At 41.0% G+C, this 23,697-nt stretch carries 23 protein-coding genes and 1 pseudogene; 12 read left to right on the forward strand and 12 right to left on the reverse strand.

Annotated elements, in window-relative coordinates:
- Positions 1-312 precede the first annotated feature (312 nt).
- Complete coding sequence (locus H6G26_RS13120; protein ID WP_242053706.1) at positions 313-786, reverse strand: hypothetical protein; 474 nt, start codon at positions 784-786, stop codon at positions 313-315.
- 362 nt (positions 787-1,148) lie between these two features.
- On the opposite strand from H6G26_RS13120, the gene H6G26_RS13125 reads away from it, so the two are divergent.
- Complete coding sequence (locus H6G26_RS13125) at positions 1,149-1,655, forward strand: hypothetical protein (protein ID WP_190729680.1); 507 nt, start codon at positions 1,149-1,151, stop codon at positions 1,653-1,655.
- Positions 1,656-1,703: 48 nt separating this feature from the next.
- Entirely contained in the window at positions 1,704-2,591 is an 888-nt protein-coding gene (locus H6G26_RS13130) for a hypothetical protein (RefSeq protein ID WP_190729681.1), read from the forward strand.
- A gap of 48 nt (positions 2,592-2,639) precedes the next feature.
- Here H6G26_RS13130 and H6G26_RS13135 read toward each other — a convergent pair whose 3' ends face one another.
- The 4 genes from H6G26_RS13135 to H6G26_RS13150 all read right to left on the reverse strand — a co-directional run bounded on the left by H6G26_RS13135 (position 2,640) and on the right by H6G26_RS13150 (position 6,562).
- Positions 2,640-3,359, reverse strand: a complete 720-nt coding sequence (locus tag H6G26_RS13135) for a hypothetical protein (protein ID WP_190729682.1) — start codon at positions 3,357-3,359, stop codon at positions 2,640-2,642.
- 774 nt (positions 3,360-4,133) lie between these two features.
- Complete coding sequence (locus H6G26_RS13140) at positions 4,134-4,445, reverse strand: RNA-binding protein (protein ID WP_190729683.1); 312 nt, start codon at positions 4,443-4,445, stop codon at positions 4,134-4,136.
- Between the two features lie 332 nt (positions 4,446-4,777).
- Positions 4,778-5,638: a 3'(2'),5'-bisphosphate nucleotidase CysQ gene (locus tag H6G26_RS13145; protein ID WP_190729684.1), complete on the reverse strand. Its 861-nt coding sequence runs from the start codon at positions 5,636-5,638 to the stop codon at positions 4,778-4,780.
- A 27-nt stretch (positions 5,639-5,665) separates the two neighbouring features.
- On the reverse strand, positions 5,666-6,562 hold the full coding sequence (locus H6G26_RS13150) for a sugar kinase (protein ID WP_190729685.1): 897 nt from the start codon (positions 6,560-6,562) through the stop codon (positions 5,666-5,668).
- A 96-nt stretch (positions 6,563-6,658) separates the two neighbouring features.
- Between H6G26_RS13150 and rsmI the strand changes: the two genes are divergently transcribed.
- The 3 genes from rsmI to H6G26_RS13165 all read left to right on the forward strand — a co-directional run bounded on the left by rsmI (position 6,659) and on the right by H6G26_RS13165 (position 9,252).
- The gene (rsmI, locus tag H6G26_RS13155; RefSeq protein ID WP_190729686.1) at positions 6,659-7,519 is read left to right on the forward strand and encodes a 16S rRNA (cytidine(1402)-2'-O)-methyltransferase; all 861 of its coding nucleotides are present in this window, start codon (positions 6,659-6,661) and stop codon (positions 7,517-7,519) included.
- Positions 7,520-7,971: 452 nt separating this feature from the next.
- Entirely contained in the window at positions 7,972-8,250 is a 279-nt protein-coding gene (locus tag H6G26_RS13160; RefSeq protein ID WP_190729687.1) for a GlsB/YeaQ/YmgE family stress response membrane protein, read from the forward strand.
- Between the two features lie 63 nt (positions 8,251-8,313).
- Positions 8,314-9,252, forward strand: a complete 939-nt coding sequence (locus tag H6G26_RS13165; protein WP_190729688.1) for a hypothetical protein — start codon at positions 8,314-8,316, stop codon at positions 9,250-9,252.
- Between the two features lie 612 nt (positions 9,253-9,864).
- Here the strand turns inward: H6G26_RS13165 and H6G26_RS13170 are convergent.
- Positions 9,865-10,077 (reverse strand): hypothetical protein, encoded by a 213-nt coding sequence (locus H6G26_RS13170; protein WP_190729689.1) that lies wholly within the window; start codon positions 10,075-10,077, stop codon positions 9,865-9,867.
- Positions 10,078-10,359: 282 nt separating this feature from the next.
- On the opposite strand from H6G26_RS13170, the gene H6G26_RS13175 reads away from it, so the two are divergent.
- Positions 10,360-14,004, forward strand: a complete 3,645-nt coding sequence (locus H6G26_RS13175; protein WP_190729690.1) for a response regulator — start codon at positions 10,360-10,362, stop codon at positions 14,002-14,004.
- Between the two features lie 129 nt (positions 14,005-14,133).
- A pseudogene (locus H6G26_RS13180) lies at positions 14,134-14,760 on the forward strand (Uma2 family endonuclease).
- Between the two features lie 202 nt (positions 14,761-14,962).
- Here H6G26_RS13180 and H6G26_RS13185 read toward each other — a convergent pair.
- On the reverse strand, positions 14,963-15,979 hold the full coding sequence (locus tag H6G26_RS13185) for a ribose-phosphate pyrophosphokinase (RefSeq protein ID WP_190729691.1): 1,017 nt from the start codon (positions 15,977-15,979) through the stop codon (positions 14,963-14,965).
- A gap of 754 nt (positions 15,980-16,733) precedes the next feature.
- Between H6G26_RS13185 and H6G26_RS13190 the strand changes: the two genes are divergently transcribed.
- Together H6G26_RS13190 and bioD are read left to right on the forward strand one after the other, a co-directional pair.
- The gene (locus tag H6G26_RS13190; protein ID WP_190729773.1) at positions 16,734-18,500 is read left to right on the forward strand and encodes a serine/threonine-protein kinase; all 1,767 of its coding nucleotides are present in this window, start codon (positions 16,734-16,736) and stop codon (positions 18,498-18,500) included.
- Positions 18,500-19,180, forward strand: coding sequence for a dethiobiotin synthase (gene bioD, locus H6G26_RS13195; protein ID WP_190729692.1), 681 nt, complete (start codon positions 18,500-18,502; stop codon positions 19,178-19,180). The genes H6G26_RS13190 and bioD overlap by 1 nt, the downstream gene beginning before the upstream one ends.
- A gap of 155 nt (positions 19,181-19,335) precedes the next feature.
- On the opposite strand, the gene H6G26_RS13200 is transcribed toward bioD, so the two are convergent.
- The 4 genes from H6G26_RS13200 to H6G26_RS13215 all read right to left on the reverse strand — a co-directional run bounded on the left by H6G26_RS13200 (position 19,336) and on the right by H6G26_RS13215 (position 22,056).
- Positions 19,336-19,824, reverse strand: coding sequence for a cytochrome (locus H6G26_RS13200; protein ID WP_190729693.1), 489 nt, complete (start codon positions 19,822-19,824; stop codon positions 19,336-19,338).
- A 360-nt stretch (positions 19,825-20,184) separates the two neighbouring features.
- Entirely contained in the window at positions 20,185-20,679 is a 495-nt protein-coding gene (locus H6G26_RS13205; protein WP_190729694.1) for a DUF6174 domain-containing protein, read from the reverse strand.
- A gap of 97 nt (positions 20,680-20,776) precedes the next feature.
- Positions 20,777-21,670: a toll/interleukin-1 receptor domain-containing protein gene (locus H6G26_RS13210; RefSeq protein ID WP_242053707.1), complete on the reverse strand. Its 894-nt coding sequence runs from the start codon at positions 21,668-21,670 to the stop codon at positions 20,777-20,779.
- Positions 21,671-21,693: 23 nt separating this feature from the next.
- The gene (locus H6G26_RS13215) at positions 21,694-22,056 is read right to left on the reverse strand and encodes a leucine-rich repeat domain-containing protein (protein ID WP_190729695.1); all 363 of its coding nucleotides are present in this window, start codon (positions 22,054-22,056) and stop codon (positions 21,694-21,696) included.
- Between the two features lie 388 nt (positions 22,057-22,444).
- Here H6G26_RS13215 and H6G26_RS13220 point away from each other — a divergent pair, with 388 nt between their 5' ends.
- Together H6G26_RS13220 and H6G26_RS41760 are read left to right on the forward strand one after the other, a co-directional pair.
- Positions 22,445-22,618 carry a hypothetical protein gene (locus tag H6G26_RS13220; protein ID WP_190729696.1) on the forward strand — a complete coding sequence of 58 codons (174 nt, stop codon included), beginning with the start codon at positions 22,445-22,447 and terminating at the stop codon, positions 22,616-22,618.
- Between the two features lie 68 nt (positions 22,619-22,686).
- Complete coding sequence (locus H6G26_RS41760) at positions 22,687-23,121, forward strand: hypothetical protein (protein WP_199326847.1); 435 nt, start codon at positions 22,687-22,689, stop codon at positions 23,119-23,121.
- A gap of 27 nt (positions 23,122-23,148) precedes the next feature.
- Here H6G26_RS41760 and H6G26_RS13235 read toward each other — a convergent pair whose 3' ends face one another.
- The gene (locus H6G26_RS13235) at positions 23,149-23,313 is read right to left on the reverse strand and encodes a hypothetical protein (protein ID WP_190729697.1); all 165 of its coding nucleotides are present in this window, start codon (positions 23,311-23,313) and stop codon (positions 23,149-23,151) included.
- A 145-nt stretch (positions 23,314-23,458) separates the two neighbouring features.
- On the opposite strand from H6G26_RS13235, the gene H6G26_RS13240 reads away from it, so the two are divergent.
- Positions 23,459-23,677 (forward strand): hypothetical protein, encoded by a 219-nt coding sequence (locus tag H6G26_RS13240; protein ID WP_190729698.1) that lies wholly within the window; start codon positions 23,459-23,461, stop codon positions 23,675-23,677.
- The last annotated feature ends 20 nt before the right edge of the window (positions 23,678-23,697 follow it).

Here is a 23,697-nt window from a genome sequence, read left to right on the forward strand (position 1 = left end):
ATTCCTCTCCCTTTGGGGCTACGGTGTACACGCAAGTATAACTAGCATAGGTTTCACAACTCTTCTAGGAGTTTCGTCGTGGCGTGACAAGCCTAAATTGGTGCAATAGAAAAATTGAATTATGTTTCTAAAATCCAATATTTCCAAGATTTGTAATGCATTATTTTAGCCTTGACACGCCAGTAGGGTGCGTTATGGACACGCCAAAATAACAAATGAGTTCGCCGAAATAACAAATGGGTTCGCCGAAATAACAAATGCGTTGGCGTAGACCGCCGTAGGCATCGCCATGATTGCAACAATTTAGCTTTGTCACGCCAGCGTAACGCACAGCAATTCTTTGGTGGATGAAGTTTTTCCGACTTGTGTGTACACCGTAGCCTCTATTGGCAATTGGCTGTAGTTGCGTTCATGCTTATCTTGATGGTTGATATCTCTAGTCCACAGTTGTACTGTGCTTATCCCCAAGGGAAATCCATTTTCTCCATCTAATACTAGTGTCGGATGAATGTAAAACCCTACATCTGTGTTGTTTCCTACTACACCGACACCCAAGGCTTTCAACCTGCCTACATGAGATTGTAAGTTAATTTCGCTCGTATCACTGATAGCTAATATATGCTTTCCTTCTACATGAGATACGCAGTGGTCTGATAGGCTTCGCACTAATTCCCCTACTGTCACATTCTCATTCTCCAAAAACCGATAGTATCCTATAAGTTCTGCTCTATTTTTACTTATTCGGCGAATGCTCACTGATTGATTTTTTTCCAAAGCTTCGTACAATGCTGCCCCCTTTTAGAGAGTCGCGGATCTCCAAATGCTTTTCCCTCAACTGCTTGTGCATGTATTCTGATTGGATTTTCCACCCTCTTTTACTCCTGACAACTCCTTTCCTTATTACTTTACTTGGACTTGTGTGTACACCGTAGCCTAAAAGGAGAGAGGCTTTGAGTTTGAGGCTTGCTCCCCAACGCTCGCTCTTAAGGGGCTGGGGGTTAGGTCTGTATTTCACGCAATTGAGAACCGCTATAGACCGCGATAGTTTAGAACTTAGGCAATAATTATCAAAAAGTAAATTTTACGGGTAATAATTGCTAGCAGCGCAGATAATTGCCTCAAAGCTCAAGTATAAGGAGAAGCCAAGAATGATTTTAAAACGTGGGCGTACGGTAATAGCTGCTTTGTTGCTCTCAGTGGTATTACTGACAACAGCCTGTACTCCGAAAACCCCTGGACGTTTTGACCAGGCGCAAAAAGAAAGTACTCAACAAAAAAACGTTGCGGTGGCTAAGACTGCAACTCAGGGTAGTGAATTTAATAAACTTTTCCCAAAAGCTAGTGATGGCTATCAGGGTGTCTATACCCAAGAGAAAAAAGGCTTTGCCAATTTGAAGTTGAAAAAAGGCGGTAAAGATGTAGCATTGCTGTCTATTTCTGATACTACCAGCACACCTAGTGCCGCAGCAAAATTCTCGAAAAGCACGAAAAAAATTGGCGGTTATCCCGCAGTGGAAGTTGGTAAGACGCAAACTGCAATTTTAGTAGGTAAGTACCAAGTAAAAGCAATTTCCAGCAATCCGTCATTTACAGCTAGCGATCGCGCAAATTGGCTAGAGAAATTTAATCTTAATGGTCTGGCTAAACTAAAATAATTTGCATTACAAACATTCAGATAGCAAAAACTAAATAAGGAGATTTTTGTGAGCAAATCGATTGTTGATTTGGTTGATCAATTGCCAACTGGCGGCTTGACCATTTCTATGTTGAAGTCCCTCGATTTTGTTGCTCCAGGAGAGTGGCAAAATACTGTCGGCTTTGTCAACACCATTAAAACCGTCACTGGCGAGGACGATGAAGACTTAATTCAACAAATTGGTGAAAGGGCGATTTATCTATTCAACGACAAATCCCAAGGATACCAAACAGCCTTGTGGTTATATCAAACCGTTGATGGTACAGATAAAGCACTTGGTGCAGCCGCTTTAGCTAACAAAGTTGGCGAGAAAATTCCTTTGTTGGGTTTTTTAAACTCTGTTACTCCTAAACCTGATAAAGCTCAAACCATCGATTTGACATTGAAATTAGTGGCTGAGTTAGTAGCCTTCTGTCAAATTAACGGCATTCCTGGAGACAGTATTGGGGATTTTGTCGCCTCTTTAGGTGAGTATAGTGGCGAATCACTCATCCGCATGGTGGCATTAATTTGCGTTGATGGTTTAATACCTCTGGGCCCAGACTTCATCAGCAAAGCGATATCTGGTCTTAATCAAACAAATCCACAGGAATTAGAAAAAAACTCGACTTTCCAAAACATTAAAGATGTGATTCCAGGTAATAATTCTGGTAGTAAACTCAATTTTATTGGTGAAAGCTTTGACTCAGTTAAAGGTTGGATGAATGGGCTAGTTAGCGCCAATAATTTAACGCCACAAAAGGTTATCCACCACTTGCAAAGTTTTGCCGATATTGCTGATGATAAGTTGGACTACCTTGCAGCGTTCCTGGATGTAACAACGAATTATTATGAACACACCGGTACGCAAACTCTAGCACGTCGCTTGATTGAACGGGCGGTGGCAGAGATTTAGGTTGATGGGGAGTGGGAACTAGGAAGATTTCTCAATCCCCAATCTTTATCAGGGTAAACGCAAATCTGCTGCGATCGCATATAAGTAAGGTTGAAAAATAGCCAAGTTTTCCAGTTTATCAAACTTACCTGTTTGCGAACCTGGGTCAAAGGCAGTGGTAATTACGTAAAGTTTATTGCCATCAAAGGCGACATGGCCGATATGTTGCTCTTGTACTCCACCTTTTTGCTTGAGTCCGGCGAACCCATAGCGAATTCCTTGAAGCTTACCAACGGCTACTGGTTGCGGTGGATAGGTTAAGAAAGTAATTTCTTTTCCATATTCACCCTGACGATCTTTTGCAACAGCAGTGTAATAATCTTCAACCCAAGCCTTAAGTGCTGTTAATACCTGGGTTTGGTATTTGGAACTTTGGTAGTCCACTTGGAAACCAGGTAAAATTCCGGCTGCTACGAGTTTCTTTTGGAAATCCTCGTTGTTTACTAATGGGTAAACATTAATCTCAACTGTACCCAATAGTTCATCTTTGGAGGAGACACACAATAAAGGCGCATTTCCCTTACAAGCAGTAACTTGCCAGTTAGTTGGAGCAGCGGTATCTCCCAAGATTTTCTGCCAGATATTTCCTTCATTAGGGTTGGAAAGTTTTGCAACGGCAGTAGCTTTTTCCACTTTGGGTGGAGAAAATTTGGGGAGAACAAATTTTGCTACTAGAGGTATTGATACCAGTAAAATAGAACCTAGTAATAAATGATAAAGTCGTAACATTTCCTTGAAAATCTAGAGCTAAGGATTGCAAATTAAGGATATCTACAACACTTTATGGCTATATAAAAAGAATACATTTATATTGCTGCAAGTTCCGCAAATGGAACTTTACAAACTATAGCGCTTCTTTGTCGAATCAGGTACAAGGTAGGGTTTGACAACTCTGCATTTGTGTCAATTGAAACCCAAGTGATTGAAATTGCCTGCGGCACACTTCGTGTAGCTTGCTTCTCCATATCTTTCGTAAGGACACAGCAATGCTATGCCCCTACAGCATCATCTATTTACGTAGTTTACTGCCGTAGGCATCGCAGGATAATTAAGAAAAGCCTGAAAACTTCCTATTTTAGGTAATGCATATCATCATGCATTTGTACAGTGCGTAAGTCTTATTGTTAACTGAAACGAGAACGTTGTTTATAACGTTGCTTGTGCCTAGCAATTGCTTTATGCTTCTCTGTTTCTAAAGGCATTATGTAGGCGTTTAGGAAAAATAAAGTATTAAATCTGAGAAGATCAGAAGGTAGATTAAATAAACTATAGTTTCTATTCGGTTTACGAAGACAAAACAATGACGATATTGACCGCTCAAACTTACACACTTTGCCATTAACCCCCACCTTATCAAGCTTACAGCTCAAAACGGTTAGGGGTTAATTCGTTATCGCCTAAGAATTAATCCCACATCGCCCTTCTCTGCGAGACGCTCCGCGAACGGATCGGATGTGGGGCTTCTTTTTGTTTTAACTAAATGTGAAATTTTTAGGAATCGACTTAGTAGCGATTATCGTTGCGGCCGGCATTACCGCCACCCCAGCTACCACGAGAAGAGTTGCTTCTTTCCTCACGAGGTTTAGCTTTGTTCACTTTCAAATCACGTCCCATCCACTCAGCACCATCAAGTGCATCAATGGCAGCTTGTTCTTGTGTGTCTGATTCCATTTCCACAAAAGCGAACCCACGAGGCCGGCCTGTTTCCCGATCTGTGGGTAGTTGAACACGATTTACTTTTCCGTATTCTGCAAAAGCCTGCTTTAGGTCCTCTTCTGTAACCTGATAGGACAGGTTTCCGACGTAAATTGACATAGAAATATCCGAATTCAGAGAGTGTAGAGGGTTAAATTCAGAGACACGCTTTTTATAAGTCAAAACGAGTTACTCAAACGAAAATAATCCTTATGCCCATGAGTGTAACACAGCCTTCAGCCTTTGAAGATTGTCTGATTGTGAATTTTATTCACAGTCACACTTTTAACAGGAAATCGAAATCAACTAGCGATCGCCCAGTTATTGAGTGTTTTGAAAATTCAGCTGTGGACTAAGGGGTAAAGATTATTATCGGTAGTGGGGCTAATCATAACATGACTAAGTGTCTTAAAAGCAAATTGAGAAATATTCATCCCAAAATCTCTCAGGTTTTAACTCTGCTCAAACTGCGCTAAAATCCTTTCTGCTTCCTTACACAGCATCTCGTGATATTCACCGTTACTAGCTAGCAAACCTCCCCATTGATTAATATCTCCAGTGTTGTACTGCAACGGAGTGCCGTCGAAGTGAGTAAATTTACCACCAGCTTCTGTTAAAATCAGTTCTGGTGCTGCCATATCCCAGTCTTTGGGTGCAGACTTGCCGGAAAGGGAAATGTAGATATCTGCCTGTTGCTCGACAATGGTGGAAATTTTGCAGCCTACACTACCCACAGATTTATGATTTTGACAGGGTAAGTTTTGTAGCAAGTAATCTAAGCGTTGGTTGCGGTGAGAGCGACTAACCACTAAGGTTAGATCCTCAACTCGTTTGCCTGACGACACTTGTAAAGGAACAGAACCATCACAGGTTTCTACAAATGTACCCCCGCCTTTGGTAGCGTAATATAACTTTTGAGCCTCTGGTATTACCACCACTGCCAACACTGGGCGTGTTTCTTTGACTAAAGCAATGTGAACTGCATAGTCTCCAGTTTTTTCGATAAAGTCTCGTGTGCCATCCAAAGGATCAATTATCCATACCCAAGGGGCGGAAGGGTGTGCGCCTGTAGTTGGAGATTGATAAGTTTCTTCGCTGATGTAAGCAAAATCTTCATTACCCAAAGTTGCTTGTAGCTTCTGTAAAATGTATTGACTCACAGCTACATCTGCAACAGTAACAGGCTCATTCTGTTTATATTTTACTTCTAAGTCAGGGTCTTTTGCAGTACCGTGATAATACGATCGCAGTATATCTGCTGCTTGCCAACCTACCTCACGAGCGATCGCTAATATTTCTTTTAAGTCTTTCATTAAATTTGACCTTATTAATCTGACTACTCAGCACTTTAAATCCATCCAGCGCCGAGTGCCAAAAAATTTACAGGAATCAGCCGCAATATTAGCTGCCAGTGCCAGTGCATCAGTAAAACTTTCTCTTAAAATGTAATGACAGAAAGCACCGTGGAAAATATCTCCAGCCCCTAATGTATCAACCGCTTGAATCTGCGGTACATTTACGATACCAGTTTTGGTGCAACTCCAGTATTCAATTGGTTTTTGCCCGTGGGTAATCGCAATATGAGGAATGTTAAATCCACTCAGATAGGCAAAAACATTTTCTCCAGTCTGGCAGTTGGGGGGATAAAAATTAGCTGAACAGACGGCATAATCTACAAACGGCAGAATTTGCTCAAATCCAGGCTTCCAACTCCCACCATCAATTACTACTGGGATATTTTTGACTTTAGCCATTTGGGCTATGGAATAACTAACGGCCATCTGATGTCCATCAATCAGTACGATATTGACATTTTGTAAAATATCTGCCGGGATAGATGCGCTGCTGGCTTGAGTTTTGACAGCATTGATGGAAACTACAGCGCGTTCACCCGTACTTTGGGTGACAATAATTGAGGAGACAGGCGGTGCTAAATCAGTGGTAGGCTCAAGGTCTGCGATCGCAACTTTGTAATTTGCCAAATCACCTCGAATTAGCTGTGTCATTGGGTGAGAACCAACTACACCCAAGACTGTAGCCTGATTTCCTAAATGGCTGAAAGTCACAGCCGCGTTTGTAACTGGCCCCCCTGCTGCCACAATATAGTCAGTAGCGACAATTTTCTGATTATTCTTAGGGGCAGAGTCAGCAAGGTAAATCAAATCTAAGGTTACCAAGCCCACAAATAACCCATGAGCCGATTTCAGATTTTGAATTTTGGATTTTAGATTATCCATTTATCATTTATGTTCGTATAAGTGCATAAATTATTTTTAACTCCTGTACAGACGCGATTAATTGCGTCTCTAATTCCTAACTTTTAACTCTTGCTCATGCAAACCGATCCAAAACCAGGAACACTTTACGTTGTCGGCACACCAATTGGCAACCTGGAAGATATAACCTTTCGGGCTGTGCGAATTTTGCAGACTGTGGATATCATTGCTGCGGAAGACACGCGTCACACAGGGAAACTCCTACAGCATTTTCAAGTTAAGACACCCCAGGTGAGTTATCACGAACACAATCGTACCAGCCGCATTCCAGAATTATTAGAGCATTTAATTAACAATAAAGCGATCGCTCTTGTGAGTGATGCGGGAATGCCAGGAATTTCCGATCCGGGATATGAACTGGTGAAAGCCTGCATTGAGGCGGGAATTTCAGTAGTTCCCATTCCTGGCGCTAGTGCGGCAATTACAGCATTGAGTGCAGCGGGATTACCAACGGATCGGTTTGTCTTTGAAGGCTTTCTCCCAGCGAAAAGTCAACAGAGACAAGAACATTTAGAGTCTCTGCAAACAGAATCTCGCACATTGATTTTTTACGAATCGCCCCACCGTTTGCGAGATACTTTGCAAGATTTAGCTCTTGTTTGGGGAAGCGATCGCCAAATTGTGCTAGGGCGGGAGTTAACTAAATTGTATGAGGAATTTTGGCGGGGGACAATTGCCGAGGCGATCGCTCACTACAGCCAACGAGAACCCCAAGGCGAATATACATTAGTAGTGGCGGGAATTCCAGCTAGTCAGCCCCAACTGACAGAAGAGGAATTGAAAGCCGAATTGAAACAGTTAATTAGTCAAGGAATATCGCGATCGCAAGCTAGCCGTCAGTTAGCAAAATTTACCTCCCTTCCCCGTCGCCAACTTTATCAACTAGCTCTTTCTATAGTTCTCACTCCTGAGTTGTGAGCAGCTAATACCACTTTCATACAATCTCAAATTCAAATCTTTATTATCTCTCTGTGAACAATTGAATGCACAGACTTTTCTGCTTGATATTTTAAGACAAGCATAATCATCAAGTTGAATACACACTCCTATTTAGGGTTGATTCTCAGTTATTGTTACTAAATTTATCAAAAAGTGAAGGTTCAAAACCTCGCCCCTGGTGGGCGAAACAGTCCTTGTATCGCAAGGTAGGTAAAAACCCCACCCCTAGTGTCGAGCTTAGTTTAATTGCGAATTGCGAATTGCGAATTGGTTTTATATATTCATCCTCAAAGACAACCTAGTGAATATTCAAATAATATCTAAAGATTTTTGATATTAGTTCTCTAGATAGATCAGTAATTTTGTAGACAAACTTTAATATGAAATAGTCGAAAGCAAACAAATAAGATTTTCAAGGAAGGAAAAATACAATGGGTAACATTATTGCTTGGCTGGTTTTGGGTTTAATTGCAGGTGCATTGGCTAAGTTATTTTATCCAGGAACCCAAGGTGGCGGTATTCTTTCCACCATTATATTAGGGATACTTGGAGCCGTAGTTGGGGGTTATCTGGGTCAAGCTTTATTAGGAAGTGGTTCGGCAGCCGCCGCATCTGCTGGAGCTTTCTCGCTTGGAAGCATTTTATTTGCTGTTCTTGGTGCTATGCTACTAATTTTCCTTTGGGGTTTACTGACTCGTCGGGCTGTGTAATTACCTCAAATTAGCTCACACTCTTAGGATGGGAATCACTTCAATCCGCAACAAACCGATAAAATGACATTAGAAAAGGAGCGAACAACTGTAGGAGTTTTCGCTGGATGTTCCGATACACAATTAGTACTTCAGGAACTAAATGCTTCTAATTTTCCAATGCAGAAAGTTTCTGTAATTGCACGGAATGCAGAAGAAAAAAGTGATATTGCTGGTGTTCAAGTTAAAGAGCGCACTAGCAATACATCTTCTGAAGATACTAATGAAGGCATCGTTACTGGTGCTTTAGGCAATGTTACTTGCGGCTTATTAACTGGTTTAGTCCTCTCGGTAATTCCTAGTATAGGACGAGTTATGCTAGCTGGAGCAGAAGCAACAGCGATCGCTACCACTTTAGCTGGTGGTGATGAGGTTAATACAGTGGCAGGTGGTTTGCCTAGTGTGTTATTAGCTTTAGGAATTCCTAAAGAGCAAGCGCAGGGCTACAGCGATCTAGTTTGTAAAGGTTACTATTTGGTAATAGTAACCGGTATAGATATAGAAATTCGCGTTGCCAAGAGGATTTTTAATCGCCGTGATATTCAACAGTGGAGCATTTATAAGCCATACTTGACTCCAAATAGCCGCTATAAAAAAGCAGTTGGTGTTTTTTATACACACCAAGACACAGAAAAAGCACTTACTGAACTAAGAACTGCTGGCTTCCCTATGAGTCAAGTCTTGGTGATTGCTAAGGATATAAACAGGCTCAATAGTCTTGTTGAGCTAGATATCAGCAATTATAAAGATTATCACACTACTTTAGAAATTCCTGACGATCTAGCTAGGGATTATAAAGCTCAAGTTAACCTTGGTAATTACTTATTAGTCCTAAATAGTACTGATATCTACATGGCAGGTGCAAGAGCTATTTTAGAGAGTAATAAAATTCAAGATTTTCGTATCTATAGCCAATCTGTAGCTAATGCTAGTATAAGCGATCGCGAAGTTATTAGCCAATAGGCTAGCATTAACTTTAAAAAGCCTTCCGTCATGAGCATTCGTTAAACGTCAAAGTTAATCTTAAGGGGTTTGACATTATAACGGTATTGTGCATAGTCACGAAGATTTTTAGAGAGTAAAAGTAGATTGTTTGCCCTAAAAAGGAGATAATCATAATGAATATAAGCTGTTTTTAAAGTCGTAACTTCCCGCCAGAATACTGTTTTATATAACTTAGGCTATGGCTGAACTGCATAGTCAAATATAATAAAATTGATGTTATATTTAACATCAACCAATATATTATTTATAAATAAAAATTATGGTTAAATGAGCTTAATTTTTATTATTCGGCTTCTGTATTACTATCCAGTATAGTAAGTTGTAAGCAAACTACCGATTTTAAATTAAATCAATGCAACACTTGCAGTATATAAATTGCAAGCTCAGTATTAGAATTTTGTACTTACTTTCTGTAAAGTATTAGAAATTCTGAATTTTGCTTGATCATACATCTATTTTCTCAATACTAACTAAAACTTGTTGTTTAACTATCACAATAAAATATTGAGTGATCGTTAAATTTGTTTTAAGATTATTTCAAGCTCAAATTTAAGCTACAACAGGCTCGCCTTAAGGGAAGATAATATCTGTTTCAAACAGCAAAATTGTAGTTTCACAACTAATCCTACCCATTTCTGGCTCTGAACCCATTTCCATTTCTACAAGATACGACCAGTATTCAGAGTTATGAAAGTATTTTATTATAGTTCCTAATCCACCAATAAATTCTACCTTTTGCCCTTTGCAGAATTTGGGTATTTTTAGGTCAACTACTGTACTCATAAAAACCACCATTCTTTAGTTAAAGCCTATTATTAAATTTATAATCTAATAATAAGGATTTTATTATCCACCACAAGATTCAATAAAAATAATGGTGGCTGCTTCTTTAGAAAGAAGTTATACTATCTCAATGTTTAATGTTAAACTCAATATTAAAATATTAGAAAATTCTATTTTTTTATATGTTTTTTATAAAATGGTTAAATAATATAAATATATTTATATATTAAGAAGCGAAGAATATTATTTAGCAATAAATCATTGAAATAACTGCCTGGAATAATGTTGAAACGTTTGAAGATTGGAACCAAAATTGGAATTAGTTTTGCCCTAAGCTTGGCAACTCTGACCGTTATTGGTTTAATCTCCTACCAAAGCACCAATGAGCTAATTGAAACTTCGCGTAAAGAAAGCCATACCTACCAAGTATTAAGTCAGCTTGAAGACCTCAATTTGCAACTGACAAATGCTGAAACAGGCCAGCGCGGTTACATTATTACTGGAGAAGAGCGCTATTTAGAACCTTATAACGTTGCCATTCAAGTACTGAATCAAAAAGTCAATGAAATTGAGAGGTTAACGGCAGATAACCCCAACCAACAAAATCGCCTTGATGTTTTACAGCCCCTCGTAATCGAGAGAATGGCTGTAATGAAAGGTGTCATTGAGTTACGGCGAAGCCAGGGCTTAGAAGCATCCCAGAAAGCTGTTCTGACAGACCAGGGTAAGCAGCTGATGGATAAGATCGGGGAAGTTATCCAGGCGATGAAAACTGAGGAGAACAGACTACTGCAACAGCGCTCTACTAGGGCAAAAATTGCTGGTCAAAAAACGATCGCTAGCATTATCTATAGTATTCCTTTGTTTTCTTTGATCTTAGGTTTGATCGGATTCGCCTTGACCAGACATATCTCAGTACCTCTGAAGCAAGTTTCTGATTTGGCAGAAAAAATGGCGGATGGGGATTTATCTGTGAGTTTACCAGATAGCGATCGCCACGATGAAATCGGCGTGTTAACTCGCACCTTTAACCAGATGATCGTTAATCTGCAAAACACAACTAAAAAAAATGATGAACAAAGCTGGCTAAAGTCTAATTTGGCTGAATTTACCAAGATGCTCCAAGGGCATCGAAATCTAGAAAGTGCGTCTCGCCTAATTTTGTCAAATCTAGCACCACTGGTTGGGGCATCGCAGGGCGTTTTTTATTTCATGGACTCCATAGACGACGAGCCTGTACTGAAATTATTAAGTAGTTATGCTTATAAAGAGCGCAAAACTCTAGCAAACCAGTTTCGTTTGGGCGAGGGATTGGTGGGACAATGCGCCCTAGAAAAACAAAGAATTCTCCTAACACAAGTTCCTAGCGACTATATCCGTATCAGTTCCGGTTTAGGGGAAGCTCCACCGCTAAATATTATTGTCTTGCCTATACTATTTGAGACGCAGGTGAGTGCTGTAATTGAACTTGCTTCTTTTACGCCTTTGAGTCACCTGCATCTGACATTTTTAGACCAATTTAGTGAAATTATTGGTGTATTTTTAAATAACATCGCTTCCCAATTGCAAACTCAGCGACTACTTGAAGAGTCTGTTGCTTTAACAGAGGAACTGCAAAACCAGCAAGAAGAACTACAGCAGAGCAATCAACGCTTGGAAGAACAGGCGCACGAGTTAGAAGAATCACAATTTCTTGTCAAGCAGTCTAACGAAGAATTACAGCAATTAAATGAGGAGCTAGAAGAAAAGGCAGAACTGTTAGAAGTCCAAAATCGGGAAGTTGCTCGCAAGAACCAGGAAGTTGAGCGGGCGAGGCAGTCTTTTGAAGAAAAAGCTGAACAGCTGGCGTTGTCTTCCAAATATAAGTCGGAATTTCTTGCCAATATGTCCCATGAGTTAAGGACACCGCTAAATAGCCTGTTAATTTTAGCAAGGCTGCTAGCAGATAACTCCCTTAACAACTTGACCGACAAACAAGTAGAGTACAGCCAAACTATTTACTCGGCTGGGACTGATTTGCTGGAGTTGATCAATGACATTTTAGATTTGGCAAAAATTGAATCGGGTACTATGTTGCTCGATATTGAACAAATTGCTTTTACAGATTTGGAGGCATCTCTAGAGCAGACTTTCCGGCAAGTTGCTCACAATAAAGAACTCAGTTTTACTATTGAACGAGATGAGAAGTTACCACCAACAATTTATAACGACTCCAAACGTCTGCAACAAGTACTGAAAAATCTCCTAGCTAACGCCTTTAAGTTTACTGAACAAGGAGGCGTAAAGTTACAGATTAGCACGGCAACTGACGCAGCCGAAGTTAATAATCCCATAATTGCTTTTGCAGTTAGCGACACGGGTATAGGCATTCCAGTCGAGAAACATAAGATTATTTTCGAGGCATTTCAGCAGGCAGATGGCACAACCAGCCGCAAGTACGGGGGAACTGGCTTAGGCCTATCCATCAGCCGCGAATTGGCTCAATTGTTGGGCGGCAGAATTGAAATAGTCAGCCAACCAGGGCAGGGAAGCACCTTCACCCTGTACTTGCCCATGCGGCAAGAAAATAATGGTAAAAATATTCTTAGCCCACTATCCCCTCAGCCTACCACCTCTACTCGCACAGCGTCGATTGCAAAAGAAGTGCCAATAGTCGAAAACAAACCCGCAACAGTGGATACCTTAGGAACCGCGAAAGTACTTACCACCTTTGCCAACGAAATCCCAGATGATCGGGAAATAATTCAACCGGGCGATCGCATTTTGCTAATTATCGAGGATGACGATAAATTTGCCCGCATTTTACTAGATATGGCCCGTGAGCAGGGCTTTAAAACCATTGTTGCTTTACAAAGTAAACAAGGGCTAACACTAGCGCAACAGTTTAAGCCCAATGCGATTATGCTAGATATCCATATGCCAGAGATGGATGGGTGGACGGTGTTGGATCGTCTCAAACATAAGCCAGATACTAGACACATACCAGTACATATACTTTCTGTGGATGAAAGACAGCAACGGGGATTACAGCTAGGAGCGATTACCTATCTCCAAAAACCCGTGTCTCCAGAAGGACTAACTCAAGTATTGACTGAGATTAAAGGCTTTATTGAGCGTCAGGTCAAAAATCTCTTAATCGTAGAAGATGACCCCGTACAAGCCCAAAGTATTATCGAACTGATTGGTAATGGTGATGTCCAAAGTACAGCAGTGGGTACGGGAGCAGAAGCCCTCTCGATTTTGCGATCGCATCACTTTGATTGTATGGTATTGGATCTCGGTCTGCCTGATATGAGCGGCTTTACACTAATTGAGCAAATAAAGCAAGAACCCAGGCTTTTAAAACTGCCAATCATCGTTTACACCGGCAAAGAACTCAGCCGACAAGAAGAAACCCAGCTGCGGGGGCTAGCAGAGACAATTATCATTAAAAATGTGCGATCGCCAGAGCGATTGTTAGACGAAACTGCTCTGTTTTTGCATCGCGTGCAAGCAAATTTGCCCCCACCAAAGCGGCAAATACTAGAGCAACTACACCAAACTGACCCGGTGCTGGCGAATCGGACAATTTTGATTGTGGATGATGACCTACGAAATATTTTTGCCCTTACCAGCTTTTTAGAAAGCTATCAAATGCAGGTGCTGTTTGCCGAAAATGGCAGAGATGGCATAGAGATACTGCAAAGTAATCCTGATATTAATATAGTTTTGATGGACATCATGATGCCGAAAATGGATGGTTACGAAACCACCCGCGCCATCCGTCAGCAACCACAGTTTCGCTCCTTACCAATAATTGCTTTAACTGCTAAAGCCATGCCAGGCGATCGCGAGAAGTGCATCGAAGCTGGAGCCTCTGACTACATCACCAAGCCTGTAGATACTGAGCAACTGCTTTCACTACTGAGGGTTTGGCTATATCGGTAAGGCATATCTTAAATTAATAAATCTCGCACTGCGTTTCTATCCCGCCTCGGAATAAATTCCCAATCTCATGATGGCAATTCTTCCTCTCGTTGCTGAAAATAGTTTTATAAGTAATTAAGAGGTCTGATTGTGGTCTTTGCTCAAAGCAGTCCCCCAAATGTAATAACAACTCGCCTTACGTTAGACGAGTATCGGGCTATGGAAGAAACCAACTTAGAACGCCATGAATACCGCAACGGAGAAATTATTACTATGTCGGGAGGTTCTGAAGCCCACAGTGCGTAGACGCAAAGCGGCTTGTCGTTAGACATCGCCAGCAACTTATTAATTTACTTAGGCTTTTTGCTCAGAGACACCAATTTTCGTTTGTATAATAGCGACTTGCGAGTTTGGATTCCTGAATACCAGTGTGGTACTTATACCGATTTGATGGTTGTGAATGGCGAATCAGAGTTCAATGGTGTACGCAATGATGAAATTCTCAATCCAATACTTATTGTCGAAGTTTTATCGCCCGTGACCGTTGCATACGACCGAGGCGACAAGTTCAGAAAGTATCGCTCTCTTACCAGCTTTTGTGAATATCTCCTTGTGAGCCAAACCGAACTTTACATTGAACAATATCACAACTTGGATCGTAACAGTAACGATCGCTGGCTCTGGCAGGTTCACTCTCACCTTGAGCGGGTGATAGTTCTGCACAGTTTAAACGTAGAAATTCCCCTGGCTGAAATCTATCGTCGGATTAATTTTTAAAGTCCAGTTAAGCTTTTTTCTCTCCTTCTGCCTCCCCTACCTGCCTTAACAGATAAATTTTCTTAACCCAAGCGTATTGGGGACGGTGTATCTCGTGGAAAGAACGATGAAATTACAGAAAGTTTAGGTCAGCTAAAAACCCACACTTACCCTATCAAGGGGGGCGGTGTGGGTAATTAATGCCTATAACGTGAATGGCGCTCTAGCGGAACATACTACTGACTGAAGTATCTTCATGAATCCGCCAGATAGTTTCTCCTAAGATATTAGCTACTGACAGCACCACTAATTGTGGAAAACGATTGTTTTCGGGTATGGGAATTGTATTGGTAACAATGACTTCCTCAAACAAACCACTTGACAAACGCTCCATCGCTGGTGGAGAGAATACTGCATGAGTTGCACAGGCGTATACCTGACGTGCTCCTTCTTCACGCAGTAACCGCGCTCCTTCTGCGATCGTGCCCCCAGTGTCGATCATGTCATCCACCAATACTGCTGTTTTGCCTTTAACATCACCGATGATATTTAAAACCTCGGCGACATTATGAGCATGACGACGTTTATCAATAATTGCCAGTGGGGCATCATTCAGTTTTTTGGCAAACGCTCTGGCTCGCGCTACACCGCCAACATCGGGGGAAACAACCACAAGATCGGGCAGTTCTTTGCTTGCTAGATAATCTAGCAATACTGGCGAACCATAAACATGATCAAAAGGTATATCGAAATAACCTTGAATTTGAGCCGAGTGCAAATCCATTGCTAGAACGCGGTTAGCACCTGCTTCGGTGATCAAGTTAGCAACTAGCTTGGCTGTTATTGACTCTCGTCCTGCCGTTTTGCGATCAGCACGAGCATAACCATAGTAAGGAATTACTGCCGTCACCTGTCGCGCAGAAGCTCGACGACAAGCATCAACCATAATCAATAATTCCATCAAATGATCGTTCACGGGTTGACAACATGGCTGGATTAAATAGACATCACAACCCCGAATCGACTCTTGAATTTGAACGTAAAGTTCTCCATCCGCAAATCTTTTGCGAATCATTGGCCCCAAGTCCATGCCCACATAACGAGCGACTTCTTGAGACAGTTGTATATTGGCAGAGCCAGAAAACAGCCGCAGGCGATGATTATCGGTCAGTCCTGTTGCAGATGGTTGCACTTTGAAAGTTGCAGAACTCAGCACAGCAGATCCTCTATGTGCATTCATAGCAATATTATCATTGGATATTTAATAGATTTAACCGAGAAATCGCCTAAAAAAACATCTGTGAGTTTTGTTAAAGCGTCCATACAAAATTTAAACATTTTCCCATAAAATTATCATTCGCTAACTGTCTAATTTTCTTGGCAAGCAAACTATTGATAGCTTAACGGACATTTAGCCCGTCCACTAGGTTTATAGTTCAAATTTTTTAGGTTGAGGTAAATAACCCCAATCTCTCAAAGATTGGTGTGATAGATTGCTTCTTCTAAATACCTCATTTCTAACTGACAGTAAAGCATTTATAACTTAAGTGATATTGAAATTTGTTCTTAGACAGGAGAATATTTTGGGCTAAGTGTGCATTATGTATCCTATTATATTCTATGATACTAACAATAAATAAACTAGCAGATTTAATTTTAAGTTTTAATCCACCAGAGGCAGGGACATGGGGCAGGGAAAAAGGAACAAACCTCGCTCCAAACACGCTCAGGACAAGCTCAGTACAATTCAGGGCAAGACGCTCAGTAACCACCTGCTCCCCTGCTTATTTAGGTGCTGCGCCCCAGACAGCCAATATTGCTGTGGACAGTTAAGATTGCATAAAACATTTAAAGCATAACTTTGCGTATACTCCTAACTGGGGGTATACCCTTTAGGTAAGGTAGAATATCGCTGCATGTAACTGTGTCGCCTCTCGGAGTTGATCTTTGTGGGTGACTTCTTCCTCAGTTGCTACTACACTCATCATTCGCTCATGCAACCACCCATTACAGTTGGCACTGTCTTGCAAAACCGTTACCGCATAATTCAAATTCTCGGACAAGGAGGATTTGGTAGAACCTATCTGGCAGAAGACCAAAGGCGCTTTAATGAACTTTGCGCGATCAAGGAATTGATTTCAACAGCAACCCAGGCCTTAGCTTGGGAGAAGGCAAAAGAGCTTTTTCACCGAGAAGCTGCCATTTTATATCAAATCGAACACCCACAAGTACCGAAATTCCGGGAAAGATTTGAGCAAGACCAACGTTTATTTTTGGTGGAAGACTACGTTGCAGGTCAAACGTACCGAACTCTGTTGGATGAACGGCTAGCTGTAGGTCGAACCTTCACAGAGCCTGAAGTATTAAAGTTGATCCAGTTGTTATTGCCTGTTTTAGGGCATATTCACAGTAGAGGGATTATTCACCGGGATATCTCGCCAGAAAATATTATTTTGCGAGATAGTGACGCTAAACCCGTGTTAATTGACTTTGGGGTGGTAAAGGAACTGGCAACACGTTTGCGATCGCCAGAGAGTGCAATGCCAGAAACCACTGTGGGAAAATTAGGCTACTCTCCTAGCGAACAAATGCAAACAGGGGGAGCTTATCCTAGTAGTGACTTGTATGCATTAGCAGTAACAGCAATTGTTTTACTTACTGGTAAAGAGCCAAGCGATCTATTTGACGAAAACCAACTAACTTGGAATTGGCAACGGTGGGTAACAGTTAATCCGCGATGTGCCCAGGTTTTGAATCGAATGTTGAATCATATACCAAGCGATCGCTACCAAAGTGCTGCTACTGTATCTCAAGCATTACAACCTTTAGAGCAAGTCAGCCTTCCTCCCCTGAACGCGTCTAATTTACAGACAATGGCTGTTGCCCGCCGTCCTGAGCCAGTATCACCAGCAGCTTCGCCCAAGAAACAACCCGATCCTGTAATTACACCAACTCCCACTAGTTCACTGTTGGATAATCCGTTAGCGATCGCCGCAATCGCTACTGCTGTAATAATCATTGCGGGATTTGGTTCTTGGGCGCTGGTAAGTTCAATCCGCAGTCAGCCGAAAACAGCAACAGATGGGACGCTTCCACAAAACTTCCCTTCACCAGTTATTTCTGGTGGTACTACATTCACATCTACACCTACACCCATCAATGAGGAACCTATTGTATCTAGTAGGCGGCTTAATCTAAGAATAACTAACCCGGCCACGGTTACAGATACCCTCAAAATAAATCAAATCATCCGGTATACTTTTTTTGGGGAGGAAGGTGACAACTTAACTGCGTTTCTTGACCCAGGAAGCAGCGTTTTGCTAACAGTCTTCAGTCCCGATCAACAACCAATTGATAATGATAGACAGCAAGTAACATCTTATGAAGGCACGTTGCTGGCTGCTGGTAGATATAGTATTGAGTTAACACTGGTTTCAGGAGTTACCGAAAGCAATTACAATCTCAATGTTGCATTAGAAAAACCAGTCAAACCAATTCCGACAGAAACACCCTTACCAGTTCCAACAGAAACACCACTGCCAATTCCAACAGAAACACCACTGCCAATTCCAACAGAGACACCACTGCCAATTCCAATAGAGACACCACTGCCAATTCCAACAGAGACACCCTTGCCAATTCCGACAGAGACACCCTTTCCAATTCCGACAGAGACACCCTTTCCAATTCCGACAACTGGTGAAACACCAACTTTTCCGCCGACTGATGGAACACAACCATTTTCTGGCCAAAGAAATTAATGTTAAACACACTACTGATTACTGGAACTGATACTGAAGCTGGTAAAACTGTTTTAACAACAGCCTTAGCAGCCTATTGGCAAAAATATTACCCACAGCGTAGCTGGGGAATTATGAAACCGATTCAATCTGGGATTGGCGATCGCGAGTGGTATCAAAAGCTATTTACACTAGAACAATCTTCAGAAGAAATTACACCTTTGTACTTTCAAGCACCTTTAGCGCCTCCCATAGCAGCAGCACGAGAAAATCGCCAAGTAGATTTAGCAGTAGTTTGGCAAGCTTTGTCTAAACTGCGATCGCAACGTGATTTTGTACTTATAGAAGCCTTGGGAGGTTTAGGTTCGCCAGTAACTGAGGAATTAACCGTAGCTGATTTAGCGGGAGAATGGCGTTTACCAACGGTATTGGTAGTGCCAGTTAGATTGGGTGCGATCGCTCAAGCAGTGGCGAATGTAGCATTAGCCAGACAATCACGTGTCAATCTCAAAGGCATTGTTCTAAACTGCATACAACCCCGAACCGATGCAGAAATAGCCGATTGGACACCACAGCGATTGATTCAATCACTTACTAACACGCCAGTTTTAGGCTGCTTGCCCTATTTAGATAACCTAACTGATTTAGATAAACTTGCTCAAGTAGCATCAGATTTAGATTGGGAAACACTGACGCTTTGAATTGGGCACTTGTACTGGGCGTTGTCGTAAAGCCTGCGGCATAGCTACGCTTCGGACGCAGCCTAAGAAGAGAAGTATGGCTTATTACTGGATGCGCTCTAGAGAGCCAATTCAATCAGCTTAACTAACCGGATTTAAACATTACAAATTACTAATCAGTATAAAATTGTTTTGGTAGTAGCGATCGCCTGATCCGCACCCTCCACAATATAAACATTTTCTGGCGATAACTTTTTGAAGAAAACCTTACTTTCTTCATCGTTAGTCAACAAAATTACTTGCTTACTTGCTTTCAAAGCTAAGGCAATTTCTGAAGCAGTTCCTGCACCCATACCGCAGGCAATTACCACATCACTACTGAGAACATTAATATTATTTCTAGCATTCCCCATGTCTGTGAAAATAGCAATATCCACTGAAGAAGAAATACTCTCTTGATTATCACTAGAAAGAATACCAATAGTTAGGCCGTTACCAGATTTTGCACCTTTACTGACTGTATCCATTACACCTACATTTTTACCGCCTGTGAGTAAAATCCATCCTTGTTTGGCAATGAGTTGACCTAGTGTATAAGCATTTTGCAAATCATTTGCTGTCGCATTTTCTCCAGGGCCCATCACCCCAATAATAATTTTTCTCATAAAATTTCAAATTTTAGCAACGTTTCGGTGAATTTACCAGAAATTGATGATGCTGTTTTTGACAATCCGATAAATCACCCCTAAGAAAACTTCACGGCTCAGTTTAAAGTTTTAGATCCCTCTAAATCTGCCTTAAAAAGGAGACTTTTATTCAGGTTCACCTTTTTTAAGCGGGATTAAGGGGATCTAAAAGTGCCTGAAGTCACAGCAAAAAAGTTTTCAAACAGCCTCTTAAGACAGGTTGTTATATTTAGATGTTTTTGATTTTGCTGCTCCAACTTTTAGATATTAAATGGCTGAAGAAGCCTTTTTCCAAAAGTTAGGAATTTTATATTATATGCATACTATCGTCAGCTATATTTACTCGATCTGTTGCAGATTAGTAATTGTAAAGAATATTGTATCATCAGTTCTTTGTTTATCATAATCAATGCTAATTTGAGTGGGATAGCCAAGTATTGGGTCATATTGTACAGCCACGTTTGCTGCTCTTTGAATGAACGCATTTCTAATGATATTAAAGAGCTTAGGAATTGTATTATATTTTTGAAATAATGCTTTATCTACCGGGATTTTAGCAGATTTATAAGTAATAGAAGTTGTGACTCCGTTACGTACTTCAATAATTGCTAGTTCTGTGGCTTTGGGGACACAATTGCAACTTCTAGTAAATTCATAGCGATAATTAGAGATTTTTTTCTGTTTCCATAATCGGTAATTAATCTTAAATTGCTCTAAGGCAAAATTATTAGACGCTGGTTTTTGGGCTACCTGTATAGGAGGTTGAGATATTACAGGTGTACTCAAACCTAAAGATGCCACTAAAATGGCACTAATTGCAATTGGTAAACGCATATAAATCCATTCTTAACTCTAATTGCTTAGTTTAACGTGCTTAAAGGTGATTGCCAAAAAACTGAAATTATTTTTGACACTCATCCATAGCCTAGTTTTACTCATCTAAACGGACTGCGATCGCATTCAGCAATGACTCAAATTCTGATTCGCTGTGAATATCAGGAGTTAGAGTATTCATGTCTCTGAGCAAGTCGGTAAGTTTGGCGATCATATTACGTATCTCTCTGTATTGGTCAATATCTTCTCGAATCCCCTGCAAATTATCTGCCATAACTTCTTGCATAGCTTTATTTAATTCTTCAATTTCTTCTTCCCAATACTTAATATATTTAACTCTTTCAATAGATTTAAAAATATCTGCATCTGCTAAAATAATCGGAAATATTCGTTTATAAAAGTCTTTATTTTTAGCGATTTCAACCAGTTCATACATACAATTTTCTGACTTCAAATACTGGTCGCTAATTACTAAAATTACGCATATACCCCGGCTCAAACGCTGCATGAATTCTTTAAATCTTTCTTTATAGCCAATTGCATTGATATCACGAATAATTTTGATGCCTTTGGCTTGAAATGCTTGCTCTATTTTTTCTACAAGTGGTTTACTTTGTTGATCTCGCCAAGTGTAGGAGATAAACACTTCCTTTTGATTGCTATCTTTTAGGCGATGTTTTAATGATTCCTCTCTTTGTTGCTCTATTTCGCTTTGCAACGGTGTAACTTTGGGGTTGATTTCCCCATCTGCTTTAGTGGATTGGAACATAACATCGTCGATTAACCTGCGGACATCTACCATTTCATAGCTGTTTTCGCACTCAATTTGGTAACGGCGATCGCTCAAGCGCTTAGTCAGCTTGTCCAGAGAATAGGAATGAGGTGTGGGCAGATTTTTGCAAGTCTCGCAATTACAAGGAACTAGGATTTGATATTGCAAACGTTCATAAGAGTTGTGGATTTTTTCGAGTTCATGGGTGATGGCTGCCATCAATTCTTTTGTACGGTTTCCGGCTACACGGATTTTAATTTCCCGTTGATTGTAGTTTTCAATGATTTCAGCACAATTTCCGGTGGCAGACTGCTCAGTTGATTGTAGCTGAGGTCGAGGGTTTGCAGGTTGGTGAGTTGGACAATTTCCGGTGGTAGACTGCTCAGTTGATTTCTGCGGAGGTCGAGGGTTTGCAGGTTGGTGAGTTGGACAATTTCCGGTGGCAGACTGCTCAGTTGATTGTAGCTGAGGTCGAGGGTTTGCAGGTTGGTGAGTTGGACAATTTCCGGTGGCAGCGTTGTTAAGCCTTTGCCAGAAAGGTTTAATTCTGTCACCTTGTCTCTAGCAGCTTGTTCAATAATTTGCAGCAGTTCTTCGTTAGTCATTTTGGGTTTTACAGAGGCTATGCCTGACAACGAGTTGCTGCTTGGGCGTGCAGCAGAGAAATTGGGCTAATTAATAATGTAACCTGTATCAAGGATTGCATTGAGGCAATTTGCGATCCAAGCTGGTAGGTGTCTACGTTTGATCTCAAGTCTTGTTATTACCGACATTTTTGTAACAGTCAAAGTGTCGCACTGACCGACATCCCACCAAGAAATAAATTTCTTGGCTAATAGCTCAACTCCACTGAAGTGGACTGAAATTTTTAATTTTACAGACTATGGCTATCTACAAATTGCTTAAAATCTTGTATTTAGTCCTCTTGAGAGGACTTTAGCTATAAGCCTGGGAATTTATTCCAAGGCGGGATGGCAACGAAGCGGAAGATTTATGCAGAAGATTTATAAATATGTTGATAATGATAAGCCCCTACCCGTCTACGCTCCATCTGAAAACCTCATCATTCCACCTCTGAACTCGGAAGTTGCACCTTTTTACACCAATTGTCGAGCAAAAAAGGCGATCGCTCCACCTCTGAACTCGAAGTTTGCACCTTTTAGGTGATTTCTAGGAAAGAATTTACCAATAGAGGTAGAATGTAGCCTTGATGCAAAACAAACAGGAGCAAGCATTTGGATACGTTAGCCACAGGAGGCGCAGCCAAATCATTAACAGCATCGCAAATAGAAGACTTGCGGTTGGCAGCATCGAAAATGAATGGAGTGGAACGTCGGAGTTTTCAGGCACAGATGACATTAAAGTATTGCCAAGGAAGCGCAAGGCAGGCAGAAACGGTATTTGGCTGGGGTAGACAAAATATAGAGGTAGAGCGCTGCTGGGGCATTCTTGAACAGCATTGGAATGGAACTAAGCTTGTTGATGTTGAAACTATGCTCTCATGGGCTTCTAGCATGACTTGGAAAGGGCTACATCCAATTTTGACTTTAAGCAACATTGTTTACCAAAAAGGGATTTCTCTGACTAAGAAAGCCATGAAACAAGTCGAGTCTAGATTGCAGAGAAATCCACTTTTGCCCAAATGGGATATCTTGATTCGACCACTTTAGCTGGTAATTTCTTTTTCAAAAATCACCTTAGCACGAACTGTCGAGCAAAAAGAGCGATCGCTCCACCTCAGAACTCGAAGCTTGCACCTTTTTACACCAATTGTCGAGCAAAAAGGGCGATCGCTCCACCTCTGAACTCAAATTGTCGAGTAAAAAGAGCGATCGCTCCACCTCAGAACTCGAAGCTTGCACCTCTGAAAACGAACTGTCGAGTTAAAAGAGCGATCGCTATTGGTCAAGTCTCAAAAAATACAATAGCCAACGCCACAAACTTTGTAATCAACTTATAGTAGTTTTAAAAATATAAAAAGTATTTAGCCGTTATCTTCAACTTGATATGAACGCAGCAGATTTATTCCCAACCTTGCACAAGCTATCTCGTGCAGATAAACTCAAGGTCATGCAGTTTTTAGTTCAAGAACTAGCGACCGAAGAAGAAGCATTATCGTTACAGCCAGGAGTCATTTATCATGTGTGGTCTCCCTATAATTCTCATGAAGCTGCTAATAAACTAGCTGCACTGCTAGAACCAGATAAACAGGTAAACGATGCTTAATTGACAAAGGACTCATGTAA

Source organism: Nostoc sp. FACHB-888 (genome assembly GCF_014696655.1).
Classification (GTDB): domain Bacteria; phylum Cyanobacteriota; class Cyanobacteriia; order Cyanobacteriales; family Nostocaceae; genus Nostoc.